At 69.0% G+C, this 23,325-nt stretch carries 18 protein-coding genes and 1 pseudogene; 9 read left to right on the forward strand and 10 right to left on the reverse strand.

Features of this window, described 5'->3' with window-relative positions:
• Window positions 1–704 precede the first annotated feature (704 nt).
• Window positions 705–2,873: an MMPL family transporter gene (locus IE118_RS29245; protein WP_189561101.1), complete on the reverse strand. Its 2,169-nt coding sequence runs from the start codon at window positions 2,871–2,873 to the stop codon at window positions 705–707.
• Between the two features lie 25 nt (window positions 2,874–2,898).
• Complete coding sequence (locus IE118_RS29250) at window positions 2,899–3,447, reverse strand: TetR/AcrR family transcriptional regulator (protein WP_189561102.1); 549 nt, start codon at window positions 3,445–3,447, stop codon at window positions 2,899–2,901.
• A 255-nt stretch (window positions 3,448–3,702) separates the two neighbouring features.
• On the opposite strand from IE118_RS29250, the gene IE118_RS29255 reads away from it, so the two are divergent.
• The 4 genes from IE118_RS29255 to IE118_RS29270 all read left to right on the forward strand — a co-directional run bounded on the left by IE118_RS29255 (window position 3,703) and on the right by IE118_RS29270 (window position 8,379).
• Entirely contained in the window at window positions 3,703–4,863 is a 1,161-nt protein-coding gene (locus IE118_RS29255; protein ID WP_229846981.1) for a pentapeptide repeat-containing protein, read from the forward strand.
• A gap of 455 nt (window positions 4,864–5,318) precedes the next feature.
• Window positions 5,319–6,212, forward strand: a complete 894-nt coding sequence (locus IE118_RS29260; protein WP_189561103.1) for a sigma-70 family RNA polymerase sigma factor — start codon at window positions 5,319–5,321, stop codon at window positions 6,210–6,212.
• 230 nt (window positions 6,213–6,442) lie between these two features.
• On the forward strand, window positions 6,443–6,949 hold the full coding sequence (locus tag IE118_RS29265) for a carboxymuconolactone decarboxylase family protein (protein WP_373303245.1): 507 nt from the start codon (window positions 6,443–6,445) through the stop codon (window positions 6,947–6,949).
• A 173-nt stretch (window positions 6,950–7,122) separates the two neighbouring features.
• Window positions 7,123–8,379, forward strand: coding sequence for an SGNH/GDSL hydrolase family protein (locus IE118_RS29270; RefSeq protein ID WP_229846982.1), 1,257 nt, complete (start codon window positions 7,123–7,125; stop codon window positions 8,377–8,379).
• Window positions 8,380–8,650: 271 nt separating this feature from the next.
• Here the strand turns inward: IE118_RS29270 and IE118_RS29275 are convergent, their stop codons facing one another.
• From IE118_RS29275 to IE118_RS29285, 3 genes are all read right to left on the reverse strand, one after another.
• Window positions 8,651–10,528, reverse strand: a complete 1,878-nt coding sequence (locus IE118_RS29275) for a GMC family oxidoreductase N-terminal domain-containing protein (RefSeq protein WP_189561106.1) — start codon at window positions 10,526–10,528, stop codon at window positions 8,651–8,653.
• Window positions 10,525–11,829 (reverse strand): tocopherol cyclase family protein, encoded by a 1,305-nt coding sequence (locus IE118_RS29280; protein WP_229846983.1) that lies wholly within the window; start codon window positions 11,827–11,829, stop codon window positions 10,525–10,527. The genes IE118_RS29275 and IE118_RS29280 overlap by 4 nt, the downstream gene beginning before the upstream one ends.
• Window positions 11,830–12,179: 350 nt before the next feature.
• Window positions 12,180–12,890 carry a FadR/GntR family transcriptional regulator gene (locus tag IE118_RS29285; RefSeq protein ID WP_189561108.1) on the reverse strand — a complete coding sequence of 237 codons (711 nt, stop codon included), beginning with the start codon at window positions 12,888–12,890 and terminating at the stop codon, window positions 12,180–12,182.
• Between the two features lie 346 nt (window positions 12,891–13,236).
• Between IE118_RS29285 and IE118_RS29290 the strand changes: the two genes are divergently transcribed.
• Entirely contained in the window at window positions 13,237–14,451 is a 1,215-nt protein-coding gene (locus IE118_RS29290; protein WP_189561109.1) for an alpha/beta hydrolase family protein, read from the forward strand.
• A gap of 138 nt (window positions 14,452–14,589) precedes the next feature.
• Here the strand turns inward: IE118_RS29290 and IE118_RS29295 are convergent, their stop codons facing one another.
• The gene (locus tag IE118_RS29295; RefSeq protein ID WP_189561110.1) at window positions 14,590–15,411 is read right to left on the reverse strand and encodes an SDR family NAD(P)-dependent oxidoreductase; all 822 of its coding nucleotides are present in this window, start codon (window positions 15,409–15,411) and stop codon (window positions 14,590–14,592) included.
• 114 nt (window positions 15,412–15,525) lie between these two features.
• Here IE118_RS29295 and IE118_RS29300 point away from each other — a divergent pair, with 114 nt between their 5' ends.
• Both IE118_RS29300 and IE118_RS29305 read left to right on the forward strand, forming a co-directional pair.
• Window positions 15,526–16,161 (forward strand): TetR/AcrR family transcriptional regulator, encoded by a 636-nt coding sequence (locus IE118_RS29300; protein WP_189561111.1) that lies wholly within the window; start codon window positions 15,526–15,528, stop codon window positions 16,159–16,161.
• A 920-nt stretch (window positions 16,162–17,081) separates the two neighbouring features.
• Window positions 17,082–18,737: a multicopper oxidase family protein gene (locus tag IE118_RS29305; RefSeq protein ID WP_189561112.1), complete on the forward strand. Its 1,656-nt coding sequence runs from the start codon at window positions 17,082–17,084 to the stop codon at window positions 18,735–18,737.
• Window positions 18,738–18,952: 215 nt separating this feature from the next.
• Here IE118_RS29305 and IE118_RS29310 read toward each other — a convergent pair whose 3' ends face one another.
• The 3 genes and pseudogenes from IE118_RS29310 to IE118_RS34655 form a co-directional block, all read right to left on the reverse strand.
• Window positions 18,953–19,414, reverse strand: a complete 462-nt coding sequence (locus IE118_RS29310; protein WP_189561113.1) for a GNAT family N-acetyltransferase — start codon at window positions 19,412–19,414, stop codon at window positions 18,953–18,955.
• A 179-nt stretch (window positions 19,415–19,593) separates the two neighbouring features.
• Entirely contained in the window at window positions 19,594–20,046 is a 453-nt protein-coding gene (locus tag IE118_RS29315; protein ID WP_189561114.1) for a cytidine/deoxycytidylate deaminase family protein, read from the reverse strand.
• Window positions 20,047–20,067: 21 nt separating this feature from the next.
• Window positions 20,068–20,184 (reverse strand): annotated as a pseudogene (locus IE118_RS34655) (transposase); the annotation flags it as partial.
• Window positions 20,185–20,478: 294 nt separating this feature from the next.
• Here IE118_RS34655 and IE118_RS29325 point away from each other — a divergent pair.
• A complete protein-coding gene (locus IE118_RS29325; protein ID WP_189561115.1) occupies window positions 20,479–21,402 on the forward strand; it encodes a MerR family transcriptional regulator in 924 nt (307 codons plus the stop codon).
• A gap of 112 nt (window positions 21,403–21,514) precedes the next feature.
• Here the strand turns inward: IE118_RS29325 and IE118_RS29330 are convergent, their stop codons facing one another.
• Window positions 21,515–21,958 carry a hypothetical protein gene (locus IE118_RS29330; RefSeq protein ID WP_229846985.1) on the reverse strand — a complete coding sequence of 148 codons (444 nt, stop codon included), beginning with the start codon at window positions 21,956–21,958 and terminating at the stop codon, window positions 21,515–21,517.
• A gap of 412 nt (window positions 21,959–22,370) precedes the next feature.
• On the opposite strand from IE118_RS29330, the gene IE118_RS29335 reads away from it, so the two are divergent.
• Window positions 22,371–23,123 carry a thioesterase II family protein gene (locus tag IE118_RS29335; RefSeq protein ID WP_229846986.1) on the forward strand — a complete coding sequence of 251 codons (753 nt, stop codon included), beginning with the start codon at window positions 22,371–22,373 and terminating at the stop codon, window positions 23,121–23,123.
• Window positions 23,124–23,325: the final 202 nt, after the last annotated feature.

Consider the following 23,325-nt stretch of genomic DNA (forward strand, 5'->3'; position numbering starts at 1 on the left):
CTGGCAGGCCTCGCACCTCGACCAGGCCTACATGTGGTGCAGCGACGTGAACTTCAACTGAACCTGAAGGGGTCGAGCACGGCATCGACCTGTGCCGAGCGCCGGTAACCCGCCGCCCGGCCGACCGAGCTCCTTCGGGGCAGGGGACCCGTTGGGTCACTCTGCCCCGAAGGAGCCGCCTGCGTTGTGGTCAGGACGCACCCGATGGCGCGGCAGTCGGACGGTAGCCGGCCCCCACCGTCGTACGACCCGAAGTGCGCATCACCCAAGGGGGAGCACGACGTCCGGGACTCGCGGTGCGTCCTTCGTACCTGGCAGACGGTCTTACCTACGACGCGCCCTACTGACCAGAAACGCCACCCCGACGATCACGATCAGCGCGATGACGACGATCCAGAAAGGCGGAGTGCCCTCCCCGGCGCCTGAGGACAGGAACTGGCGGTAAGACATGTCGTCCTCCTGCCCCTGCCCGCTGATCACCGCTCATGAACTGCTCCCGCTGCGGCAATCCTTGGGGGGAACGGCCCCATTTCCGCGCCCACTTGAGGGCCTCCTACCACGGGCCGGTCGATCACCGAGTTCTGATCGCTTCGGACCTGTGGGCCTGATGCTCCTGCTCGCCCTGACCGGCCAGACCGATGGACGGGGGAAAGGAGGAGGACGGGACCGTCGTGCGGGTCCCGTCCTCCGGGTGCGGTGCGGGGTCAGGCCGAGACGAGGGTCTCGTCGCGTGTCTCCTCGGCCAGTTGGCGGTTCAGCTTCTCGCCCTCGATGTCGAGGTCGGGCAGGACCTTGTCGAGCGGCTTGGGCAGCCACCACGCGGCGCGGCCGAGCAGGGACATCACTGCCGGGACCAGCGCCATGCGGACGACGAAGGCGTCGATGACCACGCCGACGGCGAGGGCGAACCCGATGGATTTGATGATCGGGTCGTCCATCAGGACGAAGCCCGCGAACACGGACGTCATGATGAGCGCGGCTGCCGTGACGACGCGGGCGTTGTGGCCCATGCCGCTGACCATGGCCGCCTGCGGGTCGGCTCCGTGGACGAAGTCCTCGCGCATCCGGGAGACGAGGAAGACCTCGTAGTCCATGGCGAGGCCGAACAGGATGCCGATGAGCAGGATCGGCAGGAAGCTCACCAGCGGGCCGGGAGTGTCGACGCCCACCAGGCCGGCGAGGTGCCCCTCCTGGAAGATGGCGACGGTGATGCCGAAGGTGGCGCCCACGGTGAGCAGGAAGCCCAGGGCCGCCTTCAGCGGTACCAGGATCGACCGGAAGACCAGCATGAGCAGCAGGATGGACAGGCCCACCACCAGGAGCAGATAGACCGGCAGGGCGTCGGCGAGCTTCTCCGAGACGTCGATGCCCAGGGCGGTCGCGCCGGTGAGGGCGATGTCGGCGCCCTCGATGTCCGCGACCCGGTCACGGATGTCGTGGACGGCGTCCTCGGTGGCGACGGCGGTCGGGCCGGCTTCGGGGATGACGGCCAGCAGGGCGGTGGTGCCCTGTTCGTTCAGCTGCGGCGGGGCCACGGTGAGGATGCCGTCGGTGTCCTTGATGAGGGCGGTGGCCTTCTCGGCGGCCGCCGCGGTGGACTGCGCGTCCTCACCGTTGACGACGGCGATGAGACGGCCGTTGAAGCCCTCACCGAAGCCTTCGGAGGTCAGGTCGTACGCCTGACGTGCGGGGGATCCCTCGGCGGCGGTGCCCGCGTCCGGCAGGGCTATGCGCATGTCCTGGGCCGGCATGGCGAGCGCGCCCAGCCCGAGGATGCCGACGACCAGGAGCGGGATGCGCAGCTTGGTGACCAGCCGGCCCCAGGTGAAGCCGAAGCCTTCGCTGGTGGCTCCGTCCTCGCTGGCGTGCTCGTCCGTGTGGCGCTGCTTGCGCGGCAGGATCTTCTTGCCGGCGAAGGAGAGGAAGGCCGGCAGCAGGGTGAGGGCGACCAGTACGGCGACGGCGACGGTGCCCGCCGCGGCCAGGCCCATCACGCTCAGGAAGGGGATGCCGACGACGGAGAGGCCGGCCAGGGCGATGACGACGGTGGCGCCGGCGAAGACGACGGCGGAGCCAGCGGTGCCGGTCGCGCGGCCGGCGGCCTCCTCGGGCTTGAGGCCCTCGGCGAGGTACTGGCGGTAGCGGGAGGTGATGAAGAGCGAGTAGTCGATGCCGACGGCCAGGCCCAGCATCAGCGCCAGGATGGGGGCGGTGGAGGTCAGTTCGATGACACTGGTCAGGGAGAAGAGACCGGCCATGCCGACCGCGACACCGATCAGCGCGTTCAGCAGGGTCATGCCGGCGGCGACCAGCGAACCGAAGGTGATGACCAGGACGACCGCGGCGACCAGGACGCCCAGGGCCTCGGTGGAGCCGACCTCCACGTCACCGCCCATGACCTCGCCGCCGTGTTCGACCCGCAGGTCCTCGACGTCGGCTCCGACGGCCTCGTAGGCCGACTTCTGCTTGTAGGTGACCTCGTCGGCGGCCTTGTCGAACTGCACCTGGATCAGGGCGTAGCGGCCGTCCTGGGAGACGGAGCCGGTCTGGAACGGGTCCATTGCGGCGGTGACGCCGTCGATCCGGGAGGCCTCCTTCACCACGGGTGCCACCGCGGCGGGGTCCAGTTTCGCGCCCTCGGGTGCGGCGACGACGATGGTGCCGGTGGCTCCGCCTGCCTGGGGGAACTGCCGGTCGAGGTCGTCCAGGGCCCGCTGGGACTCGGTGCCCGGCATGGAGAACTTGTCGCTGGTCGGGCCCATCAGGGTGGCGGCTCCGACGCCCAGCAGGGTGAGCAGGAGCAGCCAGACCGCGGCTATTCGGCCTCTGTTGCGGAAGGAGAACCGCCCGAGCCGGTACAGCAAGGTCGCCATGGAGGAGCGTCTTTCCGTTAGGGGGTCAACTGGGGGTGTGGTCGAGTGTGCGCAGCGCACTGCGGATCATTTCGGCGCGCAGCACCTCGTCCGGTGCCACCTCGTCGTCGGTGGCACCGGTGATGAAGACGGCACCCAGCACCATCCACGCCGCCACTCGGGCCGGTGGGTGCTGCGAGCGGCCGGCCAGTGCGTCCAGCAGCCCGTCCGCCAACTCCATGACGTTGAGGTCCTGGTGACAGGACATCTCGGTGATGTCCTCGAAGAGGAGCCGGATCTCGCGGCGGAACCGCAGTGTCAGGTCGACGTACCCGACGACGGTCTCCTCCACCAGCCGGTCGCCCTTCAGCTCGGCCACGCGGTCGAGCAGCGCGGCGAGGGCGTCCTGGGCCGGGATCAGCAACTCGGTGAGGAGCTTCTCCTTACCGGCGAAGTGATAGAGGAGCGACGCTTTCGAGCAGCCCGCGTCGGAGGCGATGTCCTGCAACGAGGTGCCGCGGAAGCCGTGCACGGCGAACAGTCGCAGTGCCGACTCCAGGATCTGGCCGCGCATGGCGGAGGCGGAACGTGCCATGCCTCCACCATAACTGTCCGATCGGTCAGTTCTGACCGATCGGACAGTGCGTGGTCGTGGCGTGCGTCACTGGTTGGTCGGTGATCAGTCGGCGGTCAGCCGGGGTAGCCAGTGCTGGACAGGGCAGGATGAACACAGGCCATGAAGACAGGTGTAGCCCCCAACTCTCGTGATATGTTGGGCGGTTCTCGTGTTGGGGGCCTGTGGTACAGCAATCTTGATCGTCTCCTGAGCGGCGTCTAGGCTGTCGGAGCCATGGAGACGGGGGAACCGGACCGGCGGCGACGGGCACGGCAGGGCGGCCTGGTCAGGCGCCGTGCCGCCGCGGTTCTGCTGACCGGGGCCGGGTTGGTCATTCTGGGCGCGGTGTTCGTCGCGCTGCCGGGGGTGGTGGTCGACCACGATCTTGCCGGGGCGAGTGTCGCTGCGCAGGATCGGCTGAAGGCGGTGAACGATGTCCGTACGACGCTTCTGCAGGTGGTCGGCGGTCTGGTCCTGCTCTTCGGCGCGTACGCCACCTGGCGGCAACTGCGGGTGAGTCAGGACGGTTTGCGCGCTACCCAGGAGGGTTACGTCACCGATCGGTTCAGCCGGGCCGTCGACCAGCTCGGCAGTGACAAGCTGGAAGTGCGCATCGGCGGGTTGCACGCGCTGTGGCGGATCGCGGAGCAGTCCGCCCGCGACCGGGAGGCCATCATCTCCATCCAGGCCGCGTATCTGCGTGCACACCTACCATGGCCACCCGCCGGGCCGGGGGGACCGGCGGCAGACGTGCCCATCAACGACATCGCCCCCTTGGAGACTCGCGCTGCCGACGCCCAGGTGGCGCTGACAGCGCTCGGTGTGCTGTGCCGGCACAGGGAGCAGTCCTGGGTCAATCTCAGCATCACCGACTTGCGCCGGGCCGACTGTGACGGACTGTGGTTCCCCGAGGTGAACTTCGACCGCGCTTGCATGGAGGCGGCGGGCCTGTACCACGCCAATCTGACCCAGGCGTCCATGGTTTCAGTCAACCTGCGGCACGCCGACCTCACCACTGCGGTTCTCCGCCGGGCTCGCTGCATTCTGGGTGACCTGCGGGCTGCGAAGCTGGTCGAAACCGACTTGCGTGACGCCGACTTCACCGAGACCGACCTACGCGAGGCGAACCTGCGTAAGGCTGACGCCCACGGAGCGGTCTTCCACCGCGCCGACCTCCGCATGGCCGACTTGCGCGGCACCGACTTGAGCACCGCCCACCTTCTCGAAGCCCGCCTGACCGGGGTTCTGGCCAGTGAGCGAACCCGCTGGCCCGCCGGCTTCGACCACGCGGCCGCTGGAGTCGTCGACACCGATGACCCCGGACCCGAGCCATCGCCTCTTCTCCAGCCGCCCGGGATGACGTGGCAAGCACCGCCGCTGAGGTCCACTCCCTGACCAGGACGCGCCGGTCAAGACTGCGGCGACCGCGATTCGCGTGATCGGTGTCCTTCCTCGGCGGCGTTTTGTGGCATAGAGCCCCAGCCGCCAGGAAGGTCCGGTAGCTGAGATCGCTCCCAGGGCTGTTGCGCAGAGCCGAGGCGAAGGTCGGCCACCACCGGCGGCATCGTCATCACCTGCGACCGGCTCGGCTACCTCACCGATCGGCTCGAACGTCAGTCCGCCGGGCGAGATGGCACGGAGCTGCGGGCACCGGACAGCGGCCGGCACCAGGAGCTGAGTCGAGGGAGGGCGGCCTCCTGCCGACGGTCTGCTTCCCAACCGTCGTGCTTCTGCGCTGTCGGACGCCAGCGAGAAGCGAATGTGCGCTTCTCAGGGTCCGCGGACGACGAGGACCGTCACCTTTTCCGTGCGTGGGACGTCAGAGTGGTGATGCTGTCGGAGAAGGGTCTGTGATCGTGAATCCTCCTGAGTTTCTTGCCGAGCGGTTCGAGGAGCACCGGCCGCACCTTCGGGCGGTGGCGTATCGCATGCTCGGTTCCCTGGCCGAGGCGGACGACGCGATTCAGGAGACCTGGCTGCGCCTGGCGGGCTCCGACGATCGGCGGATCGACAACCTCGGAGGTTGGCTGACGACAGTGATCGGCCGTGTCTGCCTGGACATGCTCCGTGCCCGCAAGCGGCGTGGTGAGGAGCCGCTGGAGGACCGGCTGCCTGATCCGGTGATTGGTCGGGAGGATGGAGCCAACCCCGAGCAGCAGGCTCTGCTGGCGGACTCGGTGGGGCTGGCCTTACTGGTGGTGCTGGAGTCCCTCAACCCTGCGGAGCGCCTGGCGTTCGTGCTGCACGACATGTTCGGGCTGTCATTCGAAGAGATTGCGCCCATTGTCGACCGCACGCCGGCAACAGCCAAGAAGCTCGCCAGTCGAGCGCGGCAGCGGGTCCGCGGCACGACGCCGCCCCCGGATTCGGACCGGGCCGACCAGCGCCGAGTGGTGGACGCCTTTCTGACCGCCGCTCGTGAAGGCGACTTCGAAGCGCTGCTCGCGCTCCTCGATCCGGGAGTGGTGCTGCGCGCGGACGGCGGTGCTCTCACCGGTGGTCTGCGGACGATCCGCGGTGCCGCCGCGGTGGCCGGCCGGCTCGACACCTTCCAACGGATGGCCACGGCCGCCACCACACGCCGGGCACTCGTCAACGGCTCCGCCGGCCTGGTCAACACCCTCAACGGGCAGCCGCTGTCCGTCATGAGCTTCGCCGTCACCGGAGGCAGGATCGCTTCCATCGACATTCTGTCCGACCCCGCACGCCTGGCCCACCTCGACCTCGCGTCCGTCGAGGACTGACCTTTTCCGCTGCTGCCCCCGCCCCGATGACTGCGCGTCCTCGAGGCGGGGGCCTGTGTCATTCACGCACGTGCGACACCGCCCTCACAGCCGACCGAAGCCGTGCTGACGAGGAAGTCCATGCCGATCGGTCACCTTCGCCCCGTCGGCGTCGTCAGTGAAGTGAACGAGCCGATCAAGCGGGCCGGGAAGCAGCCCGCACTGACCAAGGGAGACCTCCTGTGAACACGTTGACGAACAGCCTCGACACCCTCACCTCCCGGTTCTCCGACCCGCAGCAGCTGGTGCCTGAACTCGGCGACGTCAGCACCGCTCTCTTCAAGATCACCGGGAACGGAGCGGTTCCCCGGAGCACTGTCACCCTGGTGCACCTGCGGGCCGGGCAGCTCGTCGAGAACACCTACCTGACGGTGATGCACACCGCCAACGCGCGTCGCGCGGGAGTCCCGGAAGAGAAGATCGCCGCCGTTGCCTCCTGGAAGGACGCCCCCTACTTCACGCCGGCCGAGCGGGCGGCACTGGAGTTGGTGGAAGCCGTCCTCACGCCCGGCGGACACGGCGAGCGAGTCCCCAACGGCCTGTATGCGCGGGTGGCCGAGCACTACGACGACAGGGCGCTGGCCACCCTTGCCATGGCGATCGGGCAGGTCAACTTCTTCATCCCCCTCGCACTGATCGGCAAGCCCCTGCCCGGCGTGTCCATGGCCGAGCAGTGGCGCACCGCCACGACCGACTAGGCACCGGCACACGCTTCAGCGGGCCCGGTAGGCCACCACACCGAGCGCCGGGCCCGCCTTACCCACTGTCCGGCTCCCACAGCACATGAAAGGAACAGTGCCCGACGATGATCCCGCCTGAGTCCCACCCTCCGCTGCTCATGCCCGCGAGGCCCGTCCCCACTGCCGAGGCCATGGTTCCAGCGGTCGGTCCCGTCGTCTGGCACGGCGCGTGGACAACCCCGATGATGCGGCCCTCCACCGCGCCGTGGTTCGAGACCTGGGCTGAACAGGGCTTCACCGACCAGTCGCTCCGCCAGGTCGTCCGCATTCACACCGGCGGCGCCCAGGTCAGAATTCGCCTCTCCAACGCCTATGGCAGTGCACCCCTACGTCTCACCGGCGCCGGCATCGGCCGCACCGCCGGCGCCGCGGCCGTACACCCGGACACCATGCGCACCCTGCTCTTCGCCGGTTGCCCGTCCACGACCATCCCCGCCGGCGGGCGCGCCATCAGTGACCCGGTCACCCTGCCCACCGACCCACTCGACGAGCTCACGATCACCCTGTACTTCAAGGAGGCCACCGGCCCGGCCACCTACCACCAACTGTCCATGACCACCACCTACCGAGCAGCAGGCGACCACCACCGCGACCCGTCCGCCACCGCCTACACCGACACGGTCCAGCCCGCCTACGGATCCTGGTATTACCTCGAGGGAGTCGAGACCTCCGGACAGCACCCGCTGCCCGAAGCAGTAGTGACTTTCGGCGACTCGATCACCGACGGATTCGGCGCAACCATCGACGGCCACGACCGCTACCCCGACCACCTTGCCCAACGCCTGGTCACCGCCGGCTGCCCCCACCCCGTCCTCAACGCCGGCATCGGTTCCAACAAGCTCCTCACCGACTCGGTCCTCGGCGGCGACGCCGGCCTCGCGCGGTTCACCCGGGACGTCCTCGACCAGCCCCGAGTCGGCACGGTCATCGTGCTCATCGGCATCAACGACATCCAGAAGACCAACGACCCCACAGACGGCGCAGAGCAGAACTCCCCGCCGGTCACCGCTCGGCAGCTGATCGACGGGCACCGAGCACTGATCCGCGCCGCCCACACCCGCGGGGTCAGAGCCGTAGGCGCCACGCTCACCCCCTACCGGGGCGCGGCGGGTTGGACGCCCGAGGGCGAAGCGATCCGCGGTCAGGTCAACCAGTGGGTCAGTACCAGCGGCGCCTACGACGCCGTCGTCGACTTCGCCCGCGCCCTGGACCCCAACGGCACCGGCCGCATCCGTGAAGAGTTGCACATCGGCGACCACCTGCACCCCAACCCCACCGGATACCGCACCATGGCCGACGCCATTGACCTCGCCCTGCTCGGAGGGCGGGCGAACGAGCGGGGCATGGGGCGTAGGGCGGGCAGTGGAGCGTCCGGGCTCATGCGGTGACGTACACGGTGGCTCTTCCACTGCTGGTGTGCCGGTCATTCGGTTCGCCGACCGGTTGCTGCGCCGAGTCGCACGAGTTAAGTGAGCCAGGCCTCGGCAACGACATAGGCCCGGTGCAGGGAGCGAGACCCCCGGGCCTGCGTGCGGCCCCGGGGCCAAGCTTTCCCCGCTCGGCGAGCCACGAGCAGGGGGCCCGGCGAGCAATGCCGAAGCGGCTGCTCCGGCCGGGCACGGCGTCCCACCGCTGCCCCAGCCCCGACGACCCGTTCACTCAGGCCGGCGCCCGGGGCCAGGAGCGGGTGGCGTGCTCTGTCACGGCGTGTGCCAGGGCCATGATGGTGATCTGCGGGTTCACACCGGGGGACGAGGGGAGCAGGCAGGCGTCGGCGACGAGCACTCCTTCCGTTCCGCGCAGTCGTCCGTCGGGGCGGGTGGGGGAGTGCTGGTCGTCCGCTCCGAGGGCGGCGGTGCCTGTGGGGTGGAATGCCGAGAGGTGGAGGCGGCGGTGGCTGGTGCGTCGGACGACGTCGTCGAGGGCGTCCGGCGAGGTGACGGACGGGTGTGCCGGTATGCCGGTGAGGACTTCGCGGGCGCCCGCGGCGAAGAGGATGCGGCCCATGTGGACGATGGACTGCAGGAGTCGGTGACCGTCTTCGGCGTGGAGGGTGTAGGAGGCGACGGGGCGGTGCGTTCCGCGTACGCGTCCGGAGGGGCGGTCGGAGACCATCGCGCCGAGGAGGCCGAGGTTTCCGGCGTCGTTCAGTTCGCGCTTGAGCCGGCTGCCGAGGTACGGGAGGACGAAGGAGGTCATGCCGGGTGGCGCTGCGGTCGCCTCGATGAGTATCCCGTCGTGATGCCATTCGTCGACGCCGACGCTCTGCAGGACGTTGGGGCCGGCGCCCGGACCGGTGACGGGTTCGGCGAAGCGTCCGGCGACGCTGACGGCCGGGTGGATGGCGAGGTTGCGGCCCAGTCGGGGGTGACCTGCCAGTCCTGAGCGTCTGAGCAGAGCGGGGGTGTGCAGGGCGCCTGCCGCTGCGACGACGAGGCCGGTGCGGACGGTGAAGGTCGTGCCGTCCGGGCGCACCGCCTTGACCGCGATGACGCGGCGGGCGCCGGCACGGTGTGCGGTGACGATCTCGGTGGCGCGAGCGCGGGTGATGATACGGGCTCCGGCTACGCACGCCGCGGGGAGCACGGACAGGTGGACCGCCTGCTTCGCGCCGCTCGGGCAGCCGGCGATGCATTCGCAGCATCCGCCGCAGTCCGTGGCGTTGCGGCGCAGCGCAGCGGCGGACCAGCCCAGGCGTTCGGAGCCGAGGAGGGCCAGTGCGCCGTTGCGGCCGAGGACGGACGGGTCGGGTACGCCTACGCCGAGGAGGTCTTCCACGTGGTCGATATGCCGGGCGAAGGTGGCGGGGTCCGCCAGTTCGACGCCATGCGTGCGATGCCACTGCTTCAGCACGTGGCGGGGTGTGCGGAAGCAGGTGCCCGAGTTGACCAGGGTGGTGCCGCCGACGGCTCGGCCGAGGGGCAGCAGCACGGGCGGCAGCCCCAGGGCGAGGGTGGCGCCGCCGTCGCGGTAGGCGTCGGCGAATCGGTCCAGGGGCGCACGCGAGGCGAGTTCCTGAGTCGGGAAGTGTCGTCCTTCCTCCAGCACGACGACCGAACGTCCGGAAGAGGCGAGGGTCAGCGCTGCCACGGCTCCTCCCGCGCCGGAACCGATCACCACGGCGTCCGCGCGGTGTGCGCCGGGCCAGTCGGATGACGGGCAGATGTCCAGCGGAGGGTCGTTGCGCACCAAGGGCTGGATGCGTCGGGCACTGTGGCGGCTTGCCCCTGCGGCCAGCAGCAACGGGATCTTCACGTTGTCCATCAGCACCTCGAAGCCGGGCAGCCGGGTCAGCCGTCGCAGGAGCCGTGTTCTGGTGTCGGGTGGCAGACGATGGGCACGCCGCCCGGTGCTGAGGAGGGAGGCGCCGTCGAGTGCCGCGTCCGCCGCGAGCAGGCCGGCGCGGATGTACGGGGGCAGGGACGCGAGGATGTCGAGCAGGCGGGTGGGCACCTCACGCTCCCAGTCCGCGTGGTCGGCCTCCGTACCGATGTCCAGCAGCAGCGCCGACAGTGCCCGGCCACGGTCCGCCGTCATCGCAGCCCCACCTCCGCGTGCGCGGTGCCGCGCACGTCCCAGGTCCGCTCGGGCTGCCAGCGCATGCCGCGCCGCTGCTCGAGGCGGACGTGGGCGTCGGCTCGCTCGCTGTTGTGACAGACGGCCCGGCTGCCGTCCGGGTCCGTATAGGCGACCGCGGTTCGGCTTCCCTCGGGCAGATGCACGCGGACGGTGATACGGCGCCCTCCCGCGTGTCCCTGCACGGTCCAGGTCGGCAACTGGGGCCGTCCCCGGAACCGTCCGACACCCATCACGCCCAGTGAGCTGCGCCAGTCGCCTCGCGGCCAGTCCCGTCCCGCTCTGCGCAGCCGCAGGAACACCAGCGGCGGAAGATGCCGGAGCAGGGGCAGGCCGGAGACGGCCGTCACCACTTCCAGAACGGTGTCGTCGTCCAGGTCGGCGTGCAGCCATGCCCAGTGGTGGGCGTTGCCGCGGCCCGCGATGCGGGCGTTCGCACCCCGGGCGTCGGCCAGGGGGAGCAGCTTCCCGTCGAGACGCACAGACCCGGTGTAACGTGCCTGCGCCTGGGGGACGGCGTGCACGGCGGGCAGCAACCGGCGTTTCCACGCCAGCCGGGGGAACGTGTGGAGGGGCGCGCAGTCCGCACTCACCTTGAGGTCCCAGGTCAGTTGCTCCGTCTCTCCGCGCAGTTCGTGCGCGGTGGCGATGGCGGACGGAGAGTGGAAGCCCGGGCGTTGCGGGGGGATGCTGCCGCCAAGCGACGAGGACGCGCTCCCCGGCAGGGAGTGGGGGCCGAAGCGGTCGATGACGGGGGACCTGTCAGGCTGGTACACGGCAGCCCAGCCGTGCGTGTAGGGCGCGCCGCTCACCGGGCGCACCAGCTCGTGGTGGAACCAGAATCCGATGCCGGTGTTCGAGTCGGTGAAGGTGCTGTACCAGACGTTGAGGCGGCCCCGGCGAGCCGCAGTGAGGGTCTCGGCGGACTCGGCGGACTCGGCGGACCGAGGGAAGCGCCAACTCGCCGCGAACGACGGCAAGGTGCGCAGGCGGAACCGCAAGAGACCCTGACCGCCGGCGGAGCGGCTCTCCCGGTCGTCCTCCTCCTGCGCCGGTCGCAAGCGGAGCGGCAGGACCGTCATGGACCGCCGCGGACTGCGCCAGGTGGGCGACTTGTGGCCTTCCAGGACGTACTCGTGACCGTCCAGAGCCGTGAAGCGCACGTGGTAGTCGATCCGGCCCTGTGACAGCGGGGCGATCAGCATCCTGCCGGAGGCGTGGAGATCGTCGGCCCAGCCACCGATGCGAACGCGGCCCGTCAAGGCAGCAGTTGTGGAGCCGCAGGGGCGGAACGCGCCGGGAGTGACGACCCGGAGGTCGAGTCTGACGGGTCGGCTTCCGCCCTCAGCCGTGTCGAGCCGCAGTGTTCCCGTCATGGTCTCGGCGAAGCGTGCTCCCCGACGTGCCTTCATGTACGGCGCCCTCCCTCTCCGGAAAGTCCGGGTCACCTGCCGCGTGACACAGCCGCAGGAAAAGACCGCGGAGGTCACGATGAGCCGCGAGTCAGTGGCTCAGTGGCTCATCCACTGACGGCAGGGAATCAGCCCACTCCCGATAGGTCAAGCTCTCCGACCCCTACACCGCCCTCATGACCGGTCGATCGCGCCAAGCCTCACTTCAGCCGCCCGCGCTTTGTGAGGTCCGCGGTCATCTCCTCTGCCGTCAGCTGAAGGTAACTCTCCGCTGCCCGCCCGGCCTCCTGCACCTTGCCTTCGACCACCGGTTCCACGACGAGCCGGATTCGGTCCGCAGCGATCGCGGGATCTGCGAAAGGAGAACTCATGACGTGACGGACGGGCAGGTAGGCATTCAGCAGAGTGTTGGTGAGCAGCACGTAGACGCGGTTGCCTGTGGCGCGGGCCAGTTCACGATGGACCTCGGCCTCGGCAAGCTGTGCGCCTGCCGAGTCCGGCGCCTTGGCCACGGCGTCGACCGCGGCGCGAAGCACCACGGCCTGTGAGGCCTTGCACCGGGAGGCGGCCTTGCGCGCGATGATCCCGCCGATGGTCAGCCGCGCCTCGAACACGTCCGACAGCCAACGCCCGTCCTGCCTCACCAGCATGGGGAGGAGGTCGGCGCCCCCGGACCTGAGAAAGTCCAGCACGCGCGTGCCCACGCCGTGCCGGGTGCGGAGCAGGCCTGCCTGCTCCAGCCGGGACAGAGCGTGCTTCAAGGTGGTACGGGTGACGCCGTAGGACGCGGCGAGTTCACGCTCCGGCGGGAGCAGCGAGCCTGCCTCGTGCGTGCCGTCCAAGATGTTGGTGCGCAGGCGCTCTTCCAGGACGTCGACAATGGACTGGCGGACGATTGCTTTCGCTGACATGGCCGCACTCCTTCGGTTCGGCCCCGCTCCCGCCGGTGAAATTCGGGGACCGTATGTCGTCATCTTCGCAGGCAGTGGACCAGCGCGGACTTCCCACCGTCAAGCGGCGACCGGCTGAGCCGGGCTCGCCCGGTTTTCAGATGACGCAGGCGGAGGACTGTTGCGCCGTCCTCGCGTCGGCGCTGCGGATCCTGGCTGGTTTCTGTGCAGGCAGCGCGGGTCTGCACGTCCTGCAGTCAATGCGGGAATGAGACTTGAGGCTGAGACGCCCCTCCCGCAGGGGTAGCCCCAACTACCGCTGTCGGTGGATGAGTTCGCAGTACACGGCAACCTATCGTCCGGTGTCATGAACATCATTCGCGGTGCCACCGCTGTCACGCTGTTCGGCCTCTCGCTGACGCTCGCGCTCCAGAGCCCGGGCGTCGCCGTGGCCGCCCCCGCGCCCACGCCCACGCCTGCATTCTCAGCCTGGAACACGGCGGAAGCGGACATTTCGTTGCCGCGGCCCGCGGGCCGGTACGCAGTGGGGGGACAGACGCTGCATATGTCCGATCATCGGCGTCGCGACCCGTGGGTGCCTTCGGCCCACAGGGAGCTGATGGTGTCGATGCACTATCCAGCCCGAGCCGGAGGGAGCGCTCCAGCGGCCTACATGACGGAGGAGGAGGCTCGGCTGCTGCTGGAGGCGCGCGGCCTGACCGGCATTGTGCCCGCCACGACCGTCAGCGGTGTGCGTACCCACGCGCGCGTTGACGCCCGCCCGGCGTACGGCCGCTTCCCCCTGGTGCTGCTGTCACCGGGCTTCTCGATGCCACGCAGCACGCTCACCGCCCTGGCGAACGACCTGGCGAGCCGCGGATACGTCGTTGCCGCGGTGGACCACGCCCATGAGTCCGTCGGCACGTCCTTCCCCGGCGGACGAGTGCTCACTTGCCTTGCGTGCCAGCGGGTCGCTACAGACGAGGAGCGGGCGCAGGTGGCCATGGACCGAGCACGTGACCTCTCTTTCGTGATCGACCGCTTGACAACGCTTCGAGCACCGTCGGTCACGCTCCAGGGAGGGAGGAGCCTCCCGTACGCACGCATGGTCGACGCCCGGCGGATCGGGGTGGCAGGGCATTCCATCGGTGGTGCGGCCGCCGCTGCGGTCATGATGCGGGATGAGCGTGTGAAGGCCGGCATGAATCTGGATGGCAACTTCTTCGTTCCGTCGGCCGGGGCGGGTCTGCATGGGCGTCCGTTCATGATGATGGGCGCCTTGGCCACCCACAGCCCCGGTGATCCGGGGAGCGACTGGCGGCATGTCTGGACCCGCCTGGACGGCTGGAAGCGTTGGCTGACGGTTGCCGGGGCTGAACACTTCACTTTCACGGACCTGCCGGTCCTGGCCGACCGACTGGGCCTGTCCGATCCCGCAGCGCCGCTCTCGGGTGACCGCTCATGGCGGCTCACGCGCGACTACACGGCCGCCTTCTTCGACACGCACCTGCGCGGCCTGGCACGCCCTTTGCTCGACGGTTCCGCGGCCGACTGGCCAGAGGTCGTATTTCCCCGGGTGTGACAGCAGTGGTTCGGGCGTTGCCCTGGAAGATGTCCGGGGCACCGATTCCGGCCTTGTCGTGAGTCGCCGCCTGGCCCGTACCCCCGGCTTCGGTCTGGGCAACCGGACGAAGCCGGCGAGGTCGAGGCCTGGGCCCGGTCAGCCTGGAGCGATACGGCTGAGGTGCTCCCACGACCGGTACAGATCCGCTTGGGCTCGGTCCATCTCCAACACATGATCGAAGGACTGGCTGCCGACTATCAATCGTCGCGGCGGGTTCGGCAGTGCGACCAACTCCATGACGACCGGGGCGGCAGCATCCGGCTCCGGGGCGATGGCGTCGCCCCACATCGCCTCCATCTCGGTGCGCAGAGGCTGGTACTGCGCCAAGGGCTCGGTGTTCGTGGTGCCGGAAGTGAACAAACCGGTGTTGTACCCACCCATCTGAACGATGGTGACCTTGATGCCGAACCCTTCGACCTCCATCGCAAGTGCCTCGCTCACCGAGTCCAGTGCGGCCTTGCCCGCACCGTAGTAGCCGACGGTGGCCATGCCGCCGCCGCTGCCCATCGAGGTGACCTGGAGGAGCCGTCCGCCACCCTGGGCACGCAGGTGGGGAAGGACCGCCTGAGCCACCCACACAGCACCGAAGAAGTTCACATCCATATGGGCCCGAATCTGCTCCTCCGTAGCCTCCTCCACCATGCCGTAGAGCATCCCGCCGGCGTTGTTGACGACGATGTCCAGCCTCCCGAACGTGGCCGCCGCCTGTTCTACCGCGTCGAACACGGCCCGACGGTCGGCGACATCCAACGGAAGCGGGACCAGATGATCGGGGAACTTTTCGGTCAGTTCCTTCAAAGGCTCGACATTGCGGGCAACAGCCACCACGCGATCGCCGGCTGACAAGGCCGCCTCGGCGAAAGCTCTGCCGAGGCCGCGGGAAGCGCCCGTGATGAACCAGATCCTTGGATCGGCCACAAGTCCTCACTCTCGGTAAACGAAACGAGTCGTCTCGGTTCGATGAGCGTAGGGCACCACTTCGCGCGTAGCAATACGGTTCGTTTCGTTTCGCTTGATGGGTAGGCTGGACGCATGTCCAACGAGAGGGGGCCTGACCACTCCCGGCGCAAGGAACGGTCCCGGCAGGCCATCCTTGCGGCTGCCCGCGCCCTGGTCACCGAAGAGGCATACGAGAAAGTCACTGTCGAAGCCATCGCCGCCCGGGCCGGCGTCGGCAAGCAGACGATCTACCGGCGGTGGCCGTCGAAGAGTGCGGTCGTCTTCGCCGCCCTTCTGGCTCTGAGCGAGGACGCGGACGGGCAGTCGGTCACGCTGCCGGACACGGGCGATCTGGAAGCCGATCTCAAGCTCGTCATGCGCGCCACGGTCGAGGAGTTCACCGACCCCTCCTTCGACAGGCTGATCCGCGCTCTCAACACCGAAATCGCCAACGACGCTGCGCTGGCAGCCGAGTACCGCGAGAAGCTGGCCCGGCCACTGGACGAGGCGAAGAAATCGCGCCTGCGCAGTGCGCAAAAGGCGGGCCAACTCGCCCCTGACGCCGACCTCGACCTGGCCCTCGAGATGCTGTACGCCCCGCTCTTCCAGAGGTGGCTGCACCGAAGTAGTCCGCTGACGACCGCCTACGCAGACGCGCTTGTCGACGCGACACTCAGAGCTTTCGGCCCCTCGACAGAAGCGGAACCGAGGAAGAGCACCGGAGCGTGATTGTCGCCCATGGCCTGCTCCCTGATGAGCCGTGGTTGACAACAGCGCCGCTGACGGGGCGACGCCCGAGCGTCAGGAGAGAGTGGAAGCGGCGATGACGGCGTCGCCCGGTGGTCGGCTCAATTCTCTTGCTGTGCTGACGTCGGCCGGCGATTCTGGGTCGATGCCAGGACAGGGCAAGAGAAGACGGCGGCAAGAGGCAGGGAGGCAGCGGCTGGCTGCTCGCACCGCGCCGGACGTCGGACAGTGGGAAGTAGTTCTTGAGACCAAGGACCAGGCACAGTTGCGGGGGCACGTGCGGCGGCTTCGGGCGGAGGGAATCGACGAATCGCTCATCCGGATTGACACGCTGTGCCGACGTCCAGTGGAGCAGAGCACCTATCGGCTGAGCCGGTTCGCGGACAACATCGCTCGTACGTCGGACCGCGAGGTCTCTGATCATTGATCCCGTGGCAGACGGTCTACGAGCGGTTGGCCCGCTGGGGAGCGGACAGGACCTGGGCGACGCTGCTGGATCCGCACTCCGGCCGGGCTGCCGCCCTGTTCCTCGGGGCGGACTGATCGCATGACCGTGTCGAAGGTGCCCATATAGGCGGAATGTATACCTGGCGGGGGTAGGGTGCTCACATGGTGACTGACCCGAGGGCCGGATGCGGGCGCGGCCTGCCCGGACAGCAGGTGCCGTCCGGTGCCCTGCCGCTCGGGATATCCGCACGGCCGTACTGAGCTGCGTACCGGGGATCAGCGAGGGACGCTCGCCGATCCCCTCAACAGTCGGTCCCGCCGCCCACCGGATGTGCTCACCACCCCGTCGGCGCCTCGTGAGGAAAAGCCCCTCCGGCCGTCCGGTCCTGTCCGGGCGGTGGTGGCAGACCCACGCCTTCACCTGCCATCTCCCGACCAGCGAGGTACACCCAGTCATGCGCACGGACCGCACCAGTCAGACCTCTCCCACACGTCGCGCCGTACTCGGAGCCGGTATCGCGGCCGCGGGTTCCGGGCTGCTGGCCGCCTGCTCCCCTGCCGGCTCGCGCGACGGTGGCCATCCGGGCGCGCCCGGGCCGGCCGGATCCGCTGCGAACGGCAGAGAGGCCGGCGGGGCACATCCGGCCCCTGCCGAACCGCTCCGTAAGCACACCTTGAGGGCCACCGCGTCGCCGGTCGAGTTGGGCGCCGGACGTACCTTCAGGTCCTGGACGTACGAGGGGTTGCTGCCGGGCCGGGAGGTGCGGGTCACCGCGGGTGACACTGTGGCCATGACGCTGGCCAACCACCTGCCGGAGGCGACGACCGTGCACTGGCACGGTATTGCGCTGCGCAACGACATGGACGGTGTCCCCGGTGTGACGCAGCGGCCGGTCGAACCCGGTGAGACGTTCGACTACCGCTTCACCGCGACGCATCCCGGCACCTACTGGTTCCACCCCCACATGGGGGTGCAGGTCGACCGTGGCCTGTACGCGCCACTCATCGTCGACGACCCGAAGGAGCCACTCGGGTACGACCACGAGTGGATCGTCGTACTGGACGACTGGATCGACGGAGTGGACGGCTCCACCCCCGACGACGTCCTCTACCAGCTCCGTAAGGGCAAGCCCCCGGTAGGACACGGCAACAGGCCGGAGGGACCCGTCGGAGCCGGTGGCGGGGCGTTGGCGGACGACGCGCCCGGGGGAGCGGACGACGGGAAGGGCTCCGGGCGGGCACCCTCGCCGTCGCCGTACCGACGGAAAGGACCGAAGCGACTGACGTCGGGAGCCACCAGCAAACTGCTGGGCGGTCACGCCGGACACATCGCCTACCCCTACTACCTGATCAACGGGCGCACGGCGGACGACCCCACGCAGTTCACGGCCAAGCCCGGCGACCGGATCAGGCTGCGCATCATCAACGCGGGCGGGGAATCACCCTTCCGGGTGGCGCTCGGCGGACACCGGATGACCGTCACCCACAGCGACGGCTTTCCCGTGCAGCCGTTCAAGACGGACGCGCTGGTCATCGGTATGGCCGAGCGGTACGACGTGCTGATCACCGCGCAGTCCGGGGTCTTCCCGCTCGTCGCGCTCGCCGAGGGGAAGGAGGGCCGGGCCATGGCCGTCCTGCGTACGGGCGCCGGAGCGGTCCCCAAGCCGTCCGCGCACCCCGCGGAACTGGACCGTGAGGTACTGGTGTCCGCCCGCCGGCTCAGGCCGGATGAGTCGGTGGCGATGTCCCGCCGCGGGTACGACCGGCTGCTCAGGGTCAAGCTGACCGGTGGCATGAAGGAGTACGACTGGGGAATCGACCACGCACCCTACAACCCGGACACGCTCCACAAGGTCGAACAGGGCGAGCGGGTGCGGCTGGTGGTCATCAACGCCACCCACATGTGGCACCCCGTGCATCTGCACGGCCACACGTTCTCCCTCGCCGGCGTGGACTCGAACGGTGCCCGCAAGGACACGTCGATCGTGCTGCCGCACAACAAGCTGGTGGCGGACTTCGACGCGGACAACCCCGGACTGTGGATGCTCCACTGCCACAACATCTACCACTCCGAGTCCGGGATGATGACGACCCTTGCCTACCACGGGTAGGAAGCCCCTGCTTCGAGCGGCGAACTGAGCGCCCTGCTGGTGCCACATCAGCGGATCCCGTTCCGTGGTGATGTGACGCACCGTCCCGATGCTGGACCGGACGGCGCGGTGCTCGCCAGGCTGACTGGGGGAGGGGCAGAGCGAGTATGCGCGGAACGAACACGGCGCCGACGAACCCCCTGGCAAGGTCGGCGCCAGGGCGAATGCCGCCCGGATCAGATGACCGACCGGCGATAGACCTGCCGTGAACCACCCTCCGGGCCTGGATCAGTGGCCTCGGCCGGGGTGAAACCGAGACGTTCGTAGAAGGCGCGTGCACCGCTGGCAACGGCACCCGGGTGGTCGGCCCCGAAGGTGACCACCTCAATGCTCCCGGGGCCAAGCACGAACCTGCGTACGGCGTCAGCCATCAGCGCCCCACCGACGCCCTGCCCGCGTGCCTTCTCCGAGACGACGAGCCAATGGACGTGATACACCGGGGGCTTCGCACCGAAGAGCAGGCCGCCGAGGAGATCCGATCCCGAAACGGCGACGAGCGCCGTGGACCGGCGAATGTGCTGATCGACGGCGCCATGGAAACCGGGATCCTCGACCATCGGGCCGAACCAGTGCTCGACCTGCGCTGCCAAGCCGAGGAAAGCTGGGAAATCTTGCTCTCGCGCGAGTCTGACGATCACCCGAGCAGTCTGACAGACGAGGCGAACCTTGTTTGCACTCTCCCTCGGCGAGCAGCACGCCGGGTGCGGAGCTCCGCACCCGCCCCGGTGAAGACCTCTGTCCGACCCGCCCGGGCCGGCCACTGAGTCGCGCCTGCCCCCACTGGGGCTAGTGCCGCACCAGGCGACGTTCACCTTGTCTATGTCTCACGGGGCCAGCCCGCGCCAAGTGGCTCGGCCTCCCCGGCGTCGAGCTGGTGGTCGGCCCAGACATAGCTTTCGGGAAGCAGATCCGTGATGGAGACGGTCCGGAGCCGCTCGCCTGTCCCGACGATGACGTGCAGGCTCGGGAAGTAGTCGAGAAGGACCTGGCGGCACCGTCCGCACGGGGGTATGACCCCTCGGTCGCGATCGCCCACGGCCACGATCGTGTCCAGTTCGTAGGCGCCCTGGGCGGCTGCGGTGCCGAGGAGAACCAGTTCTGCGCAGGGGCCGCCGGTGAAGTGGTAGGCGTTCAGGGCGGTGACAATCCGGTCGTCCTGGACACGGGCCGCGGCCGCCATGGTGTGGTTGTCGCCCCGGCAGCGCGTGCGTGCGACGCGGGCTGCGGCCTCGACGAGTTCGTAGTCGACGTCATGGGTCTGCGTGGTCATCTTCTCCGCCTTTGTGGGGTGTCAGGCGACGTTGACCCGCGTGACGACGGTGCGCAAGCGAATATCGGCGGCGTGCTTGTTCCGCCAGATGATGTAGCGGCGGATCGTGCTGCCCGGCTCTTTGTGCTCGGCATGGTCGATGCAGAACTTGTCGCGGGCAGGCGGGCAGGCGGGTAGGGGCGGGTACCAGCGCATCCGGCCGGGCTCCATAGCGGTGCGGCGGTGCCGGCCGGCGGGTTGGGTCCCGTACGGATACAGCCGCGCCTGCTCGATCTGCTTCACCGCCGACCGCTCACTGCTCGCGGTGGTGCGGTCGGCTTCCATGACCGCGTGCGGCTTGCGCTGCTTCTTCGCCGGTGCGGTTGCACCTTCCGTAACGGCATGTGGTCCGGTGGACCTAGGCCCCGATGCCTTGAGGAAAGGTCCCTGCTCATGCATTCGTCCTTCATGCCACCCCGGCAGGTCAAGATCGGTGACGCGGCGGCCTTCGTCGGCACCACGCCACGGGCGATTCGCCATTACCACGAGATCGGCCTGCTCCCCGAGCCTGAGCGGGGCGGCGATGACCGCCGCCGCTACGGGTACGAGGACATGATCCGCTTGCTGTGGATTCGCAAGATGGCCGACGCAGGGATCGCCCTGGACGACATCCGTGACGCCTTCACCACCGGCACGGCTTCCGCCGGTGCGGACAGCGAACAAGGTATCGCGGGCATCCTGGAGCGGTTGGAGGAAACCCTCGCTGAGCAGGAGACCGAAGTGCGGCGGCAACGGACCGCTGTGCAGCGGATGCGCACCGAAGGCAGCCGGATGGGCCTGCTCTCCGACTTCGTCACCCAACGCCTCAAGAGCCTGCCCGAGGGCTCCCTGCGTCAGCCGGACCTGGACAGTCTGCTGGTCACCGAGCGGATTTTCGGTCCGCTCGGCGCGGCCGTCCAGGCCACCCGCTTCGTCGTCCTGGCCACGCATCCCACTCTGCGGGAGGAATCCGACCGCATCAATGAGACTGAGGAGGCACTCGACGACAGTGTCGCCGTCGATGATCCACGGGTGGCTCAAGTGGCTTTCGAGCGACACGCCTTCGAAGGCGCCCTGCAGGCCGTCATCGAGGAGTCCGGCCTGGATGAGGATGACGATGCCCTCTTCGACGCCTGGGACACTCTGCACCCTGCCACCGCCGATGACGGCGAGGGCGAGGCCGACCTCGGCTCCGGCAGGCGGGAGACTGACTCCTTGAGCGTGGTCCAAGCCACCGGCAAGATGCCCTACGACTTCTCCCCGGCCCGCCTGCGCTGTATGGAACTGGCCGAAGAATTGTCCGCCCAGGACTCACCCGCTGCCCAGAAAACGGCCTAGGGCGGGGCGGTGATGCTCGAGGTGGATGGACGCTGCGAGTGGTGCCTCGCGGGAGTGGCGGCAAGGAACTGCTGGGCGGCCGTGGCCGGAAGTGGCTGATTCTGTCCTCGGCTCACTGCAAGGATCCTGCGCGGCGCCCCTCGGCGAGCAGCGCTTCCACCAGCCGCGACTTCACGCCGGGTGCCAAGAATGTAAGGGGTTTGGCGGACCGGTTCCGGTGAATCTCCACGCGGTGCGCTCCCATGTAGAGCTCCACGACCGTTGTCTGCTGGACACCGGTCACGTCGCTCCACCGAACGGAATCGATCACCCGGCCGAAGCGGTTGGTCACGGCCACCCCCTCCGCCAGGAGGTAACAGCGGTTCATGCCGAGCCGAGCGGTCAGCAGACGCCACCCGAACGTCACGGCGTACACCGCGAGCACCACCGCCGTCGTCCAGGCGAGGTTCCCGTCCACCTGGTCGGGGGTGAAGACGGTGAGACCCGCCATGACGACCCAGGCGATCAGCAGAAACCCTCTGAGTATCTGCAGCAAGGTGCCCGCGAACGGGGTCATGCTGGCGTAGTCCCCTCGGATCGGACCGAGGCCCAGTCCGGACACGTGAGTGCGCACGATTCCCCCATCAGCCGGATTCGGTCCGAGCCCTGACGTGCGGTCGGCAAGGCAGGGCATACCCATGAGCAGCAGGGCTCGAACAGGTAGCAGTCCCCGGTGTGGACCTGAGTGAGGGACCCACAGGGGTGGGCGCCGGTGCCCGGACCCGATACGGCTCTCTCCGCGTTGGACCGGCCGCATCCACGGGGTCGAGCCCTCCTGACAGCCGCCTCCGACCCGGGCTACTGGCAGCCGCTCCCCGCCGAGGGCCCCCTCGACGAGCGGCGCGCGGGCACCGTACGGTCAACGGTGATCACTCCGGGCCGGCCGGGCAGGCAGCCCCGGCCGCTGGGAAGAAGGGCGGAGAGCACCGATGGAGGGCAAGGACCCCTGGATCAGGCGATTGCGCGGTGCTGCGCCGCCTCGCGCACGTGTGCTCTTCTTTCCGCACGCCGGTGGCGCCGCCTCGTTTTACGCGCCGTTCGCGCGGCGGTTCCCGGAGGGGTATCACGTCGCGGCCGTTCAGTACCCAGGACGGCAGGAGCGCTTCGGCGAACCGTTCGTGGCGACCGTCGAAGAGCTCGCCGACCGGCTGATGCCGTCCCTGCGGCGATGGGCGGCAGAGCCCGTGCCGCTGGTCCTCGTCGGACACAGCATGGGGGCGTCCGTCGCCTTCGAGTCGATGCTCCGGCTCGTGCGCGACCGTTTGACGGCGCACTGCCGCCTGGTCGTTTCTGGCCGGCCCGCCCCGTCGGCATCGAGTGAGACCCCCGCCTTCGACAGCGACCAGGAGATCCTCGACGACCTCGCCGATCTCGGCGGTACCGCCCCGGAGATCGTCCGCAACCCGGAGCTCATGGACCTGTTCCTGCCCGTCGTGCGCAACGACTACCGGGCCGTCGCCCGGTACCGGCCGGTCCCCGATGCCGTGGTGGACGCGCCCGTCCTCTGTCTGACCGGGGACCGGGACCCGCGGGTCACGCCGGAGGAGGCCGCAGCCTGGAAGAGTCACACCACGGCCGGTTTCCGGCTGAGGATCCTTGCCGGGGGGCACTTCTTCCTGACAGGCCATCCGGACACTGTCGTGCGGCTCGTCGTCGAGTGCGCCGACGCCGACGGACGATGACGAAAGACGCAAAGAACGGCGTTGGTTCTACGACCGCACATGCGCTGAGGGAAGCGTCACGTCAAGGCTGTGGCAGTCGATATCGTGAGACTGACGCACCATCACGACCAGGGTGCCGGAAGATGCCGCGGGTGGTATTCAGCGGACCGGCGGCGCGGATGTCCTCGGCTCGTCCGCACCTTTCACAAGGGAGGATCCAGTC

The sequence above is a fragment of the Streptomyces pilosus genome (assembly GCF_014649835.1).
In the GTDB taxonomy this organism is placed as follows: domain Bacteria; phylum Actinomycetota; class Actinomycetes; order Streptomycetales; family Streptomycetaceae; genus Streptomyces; species Streptomyces pilosus.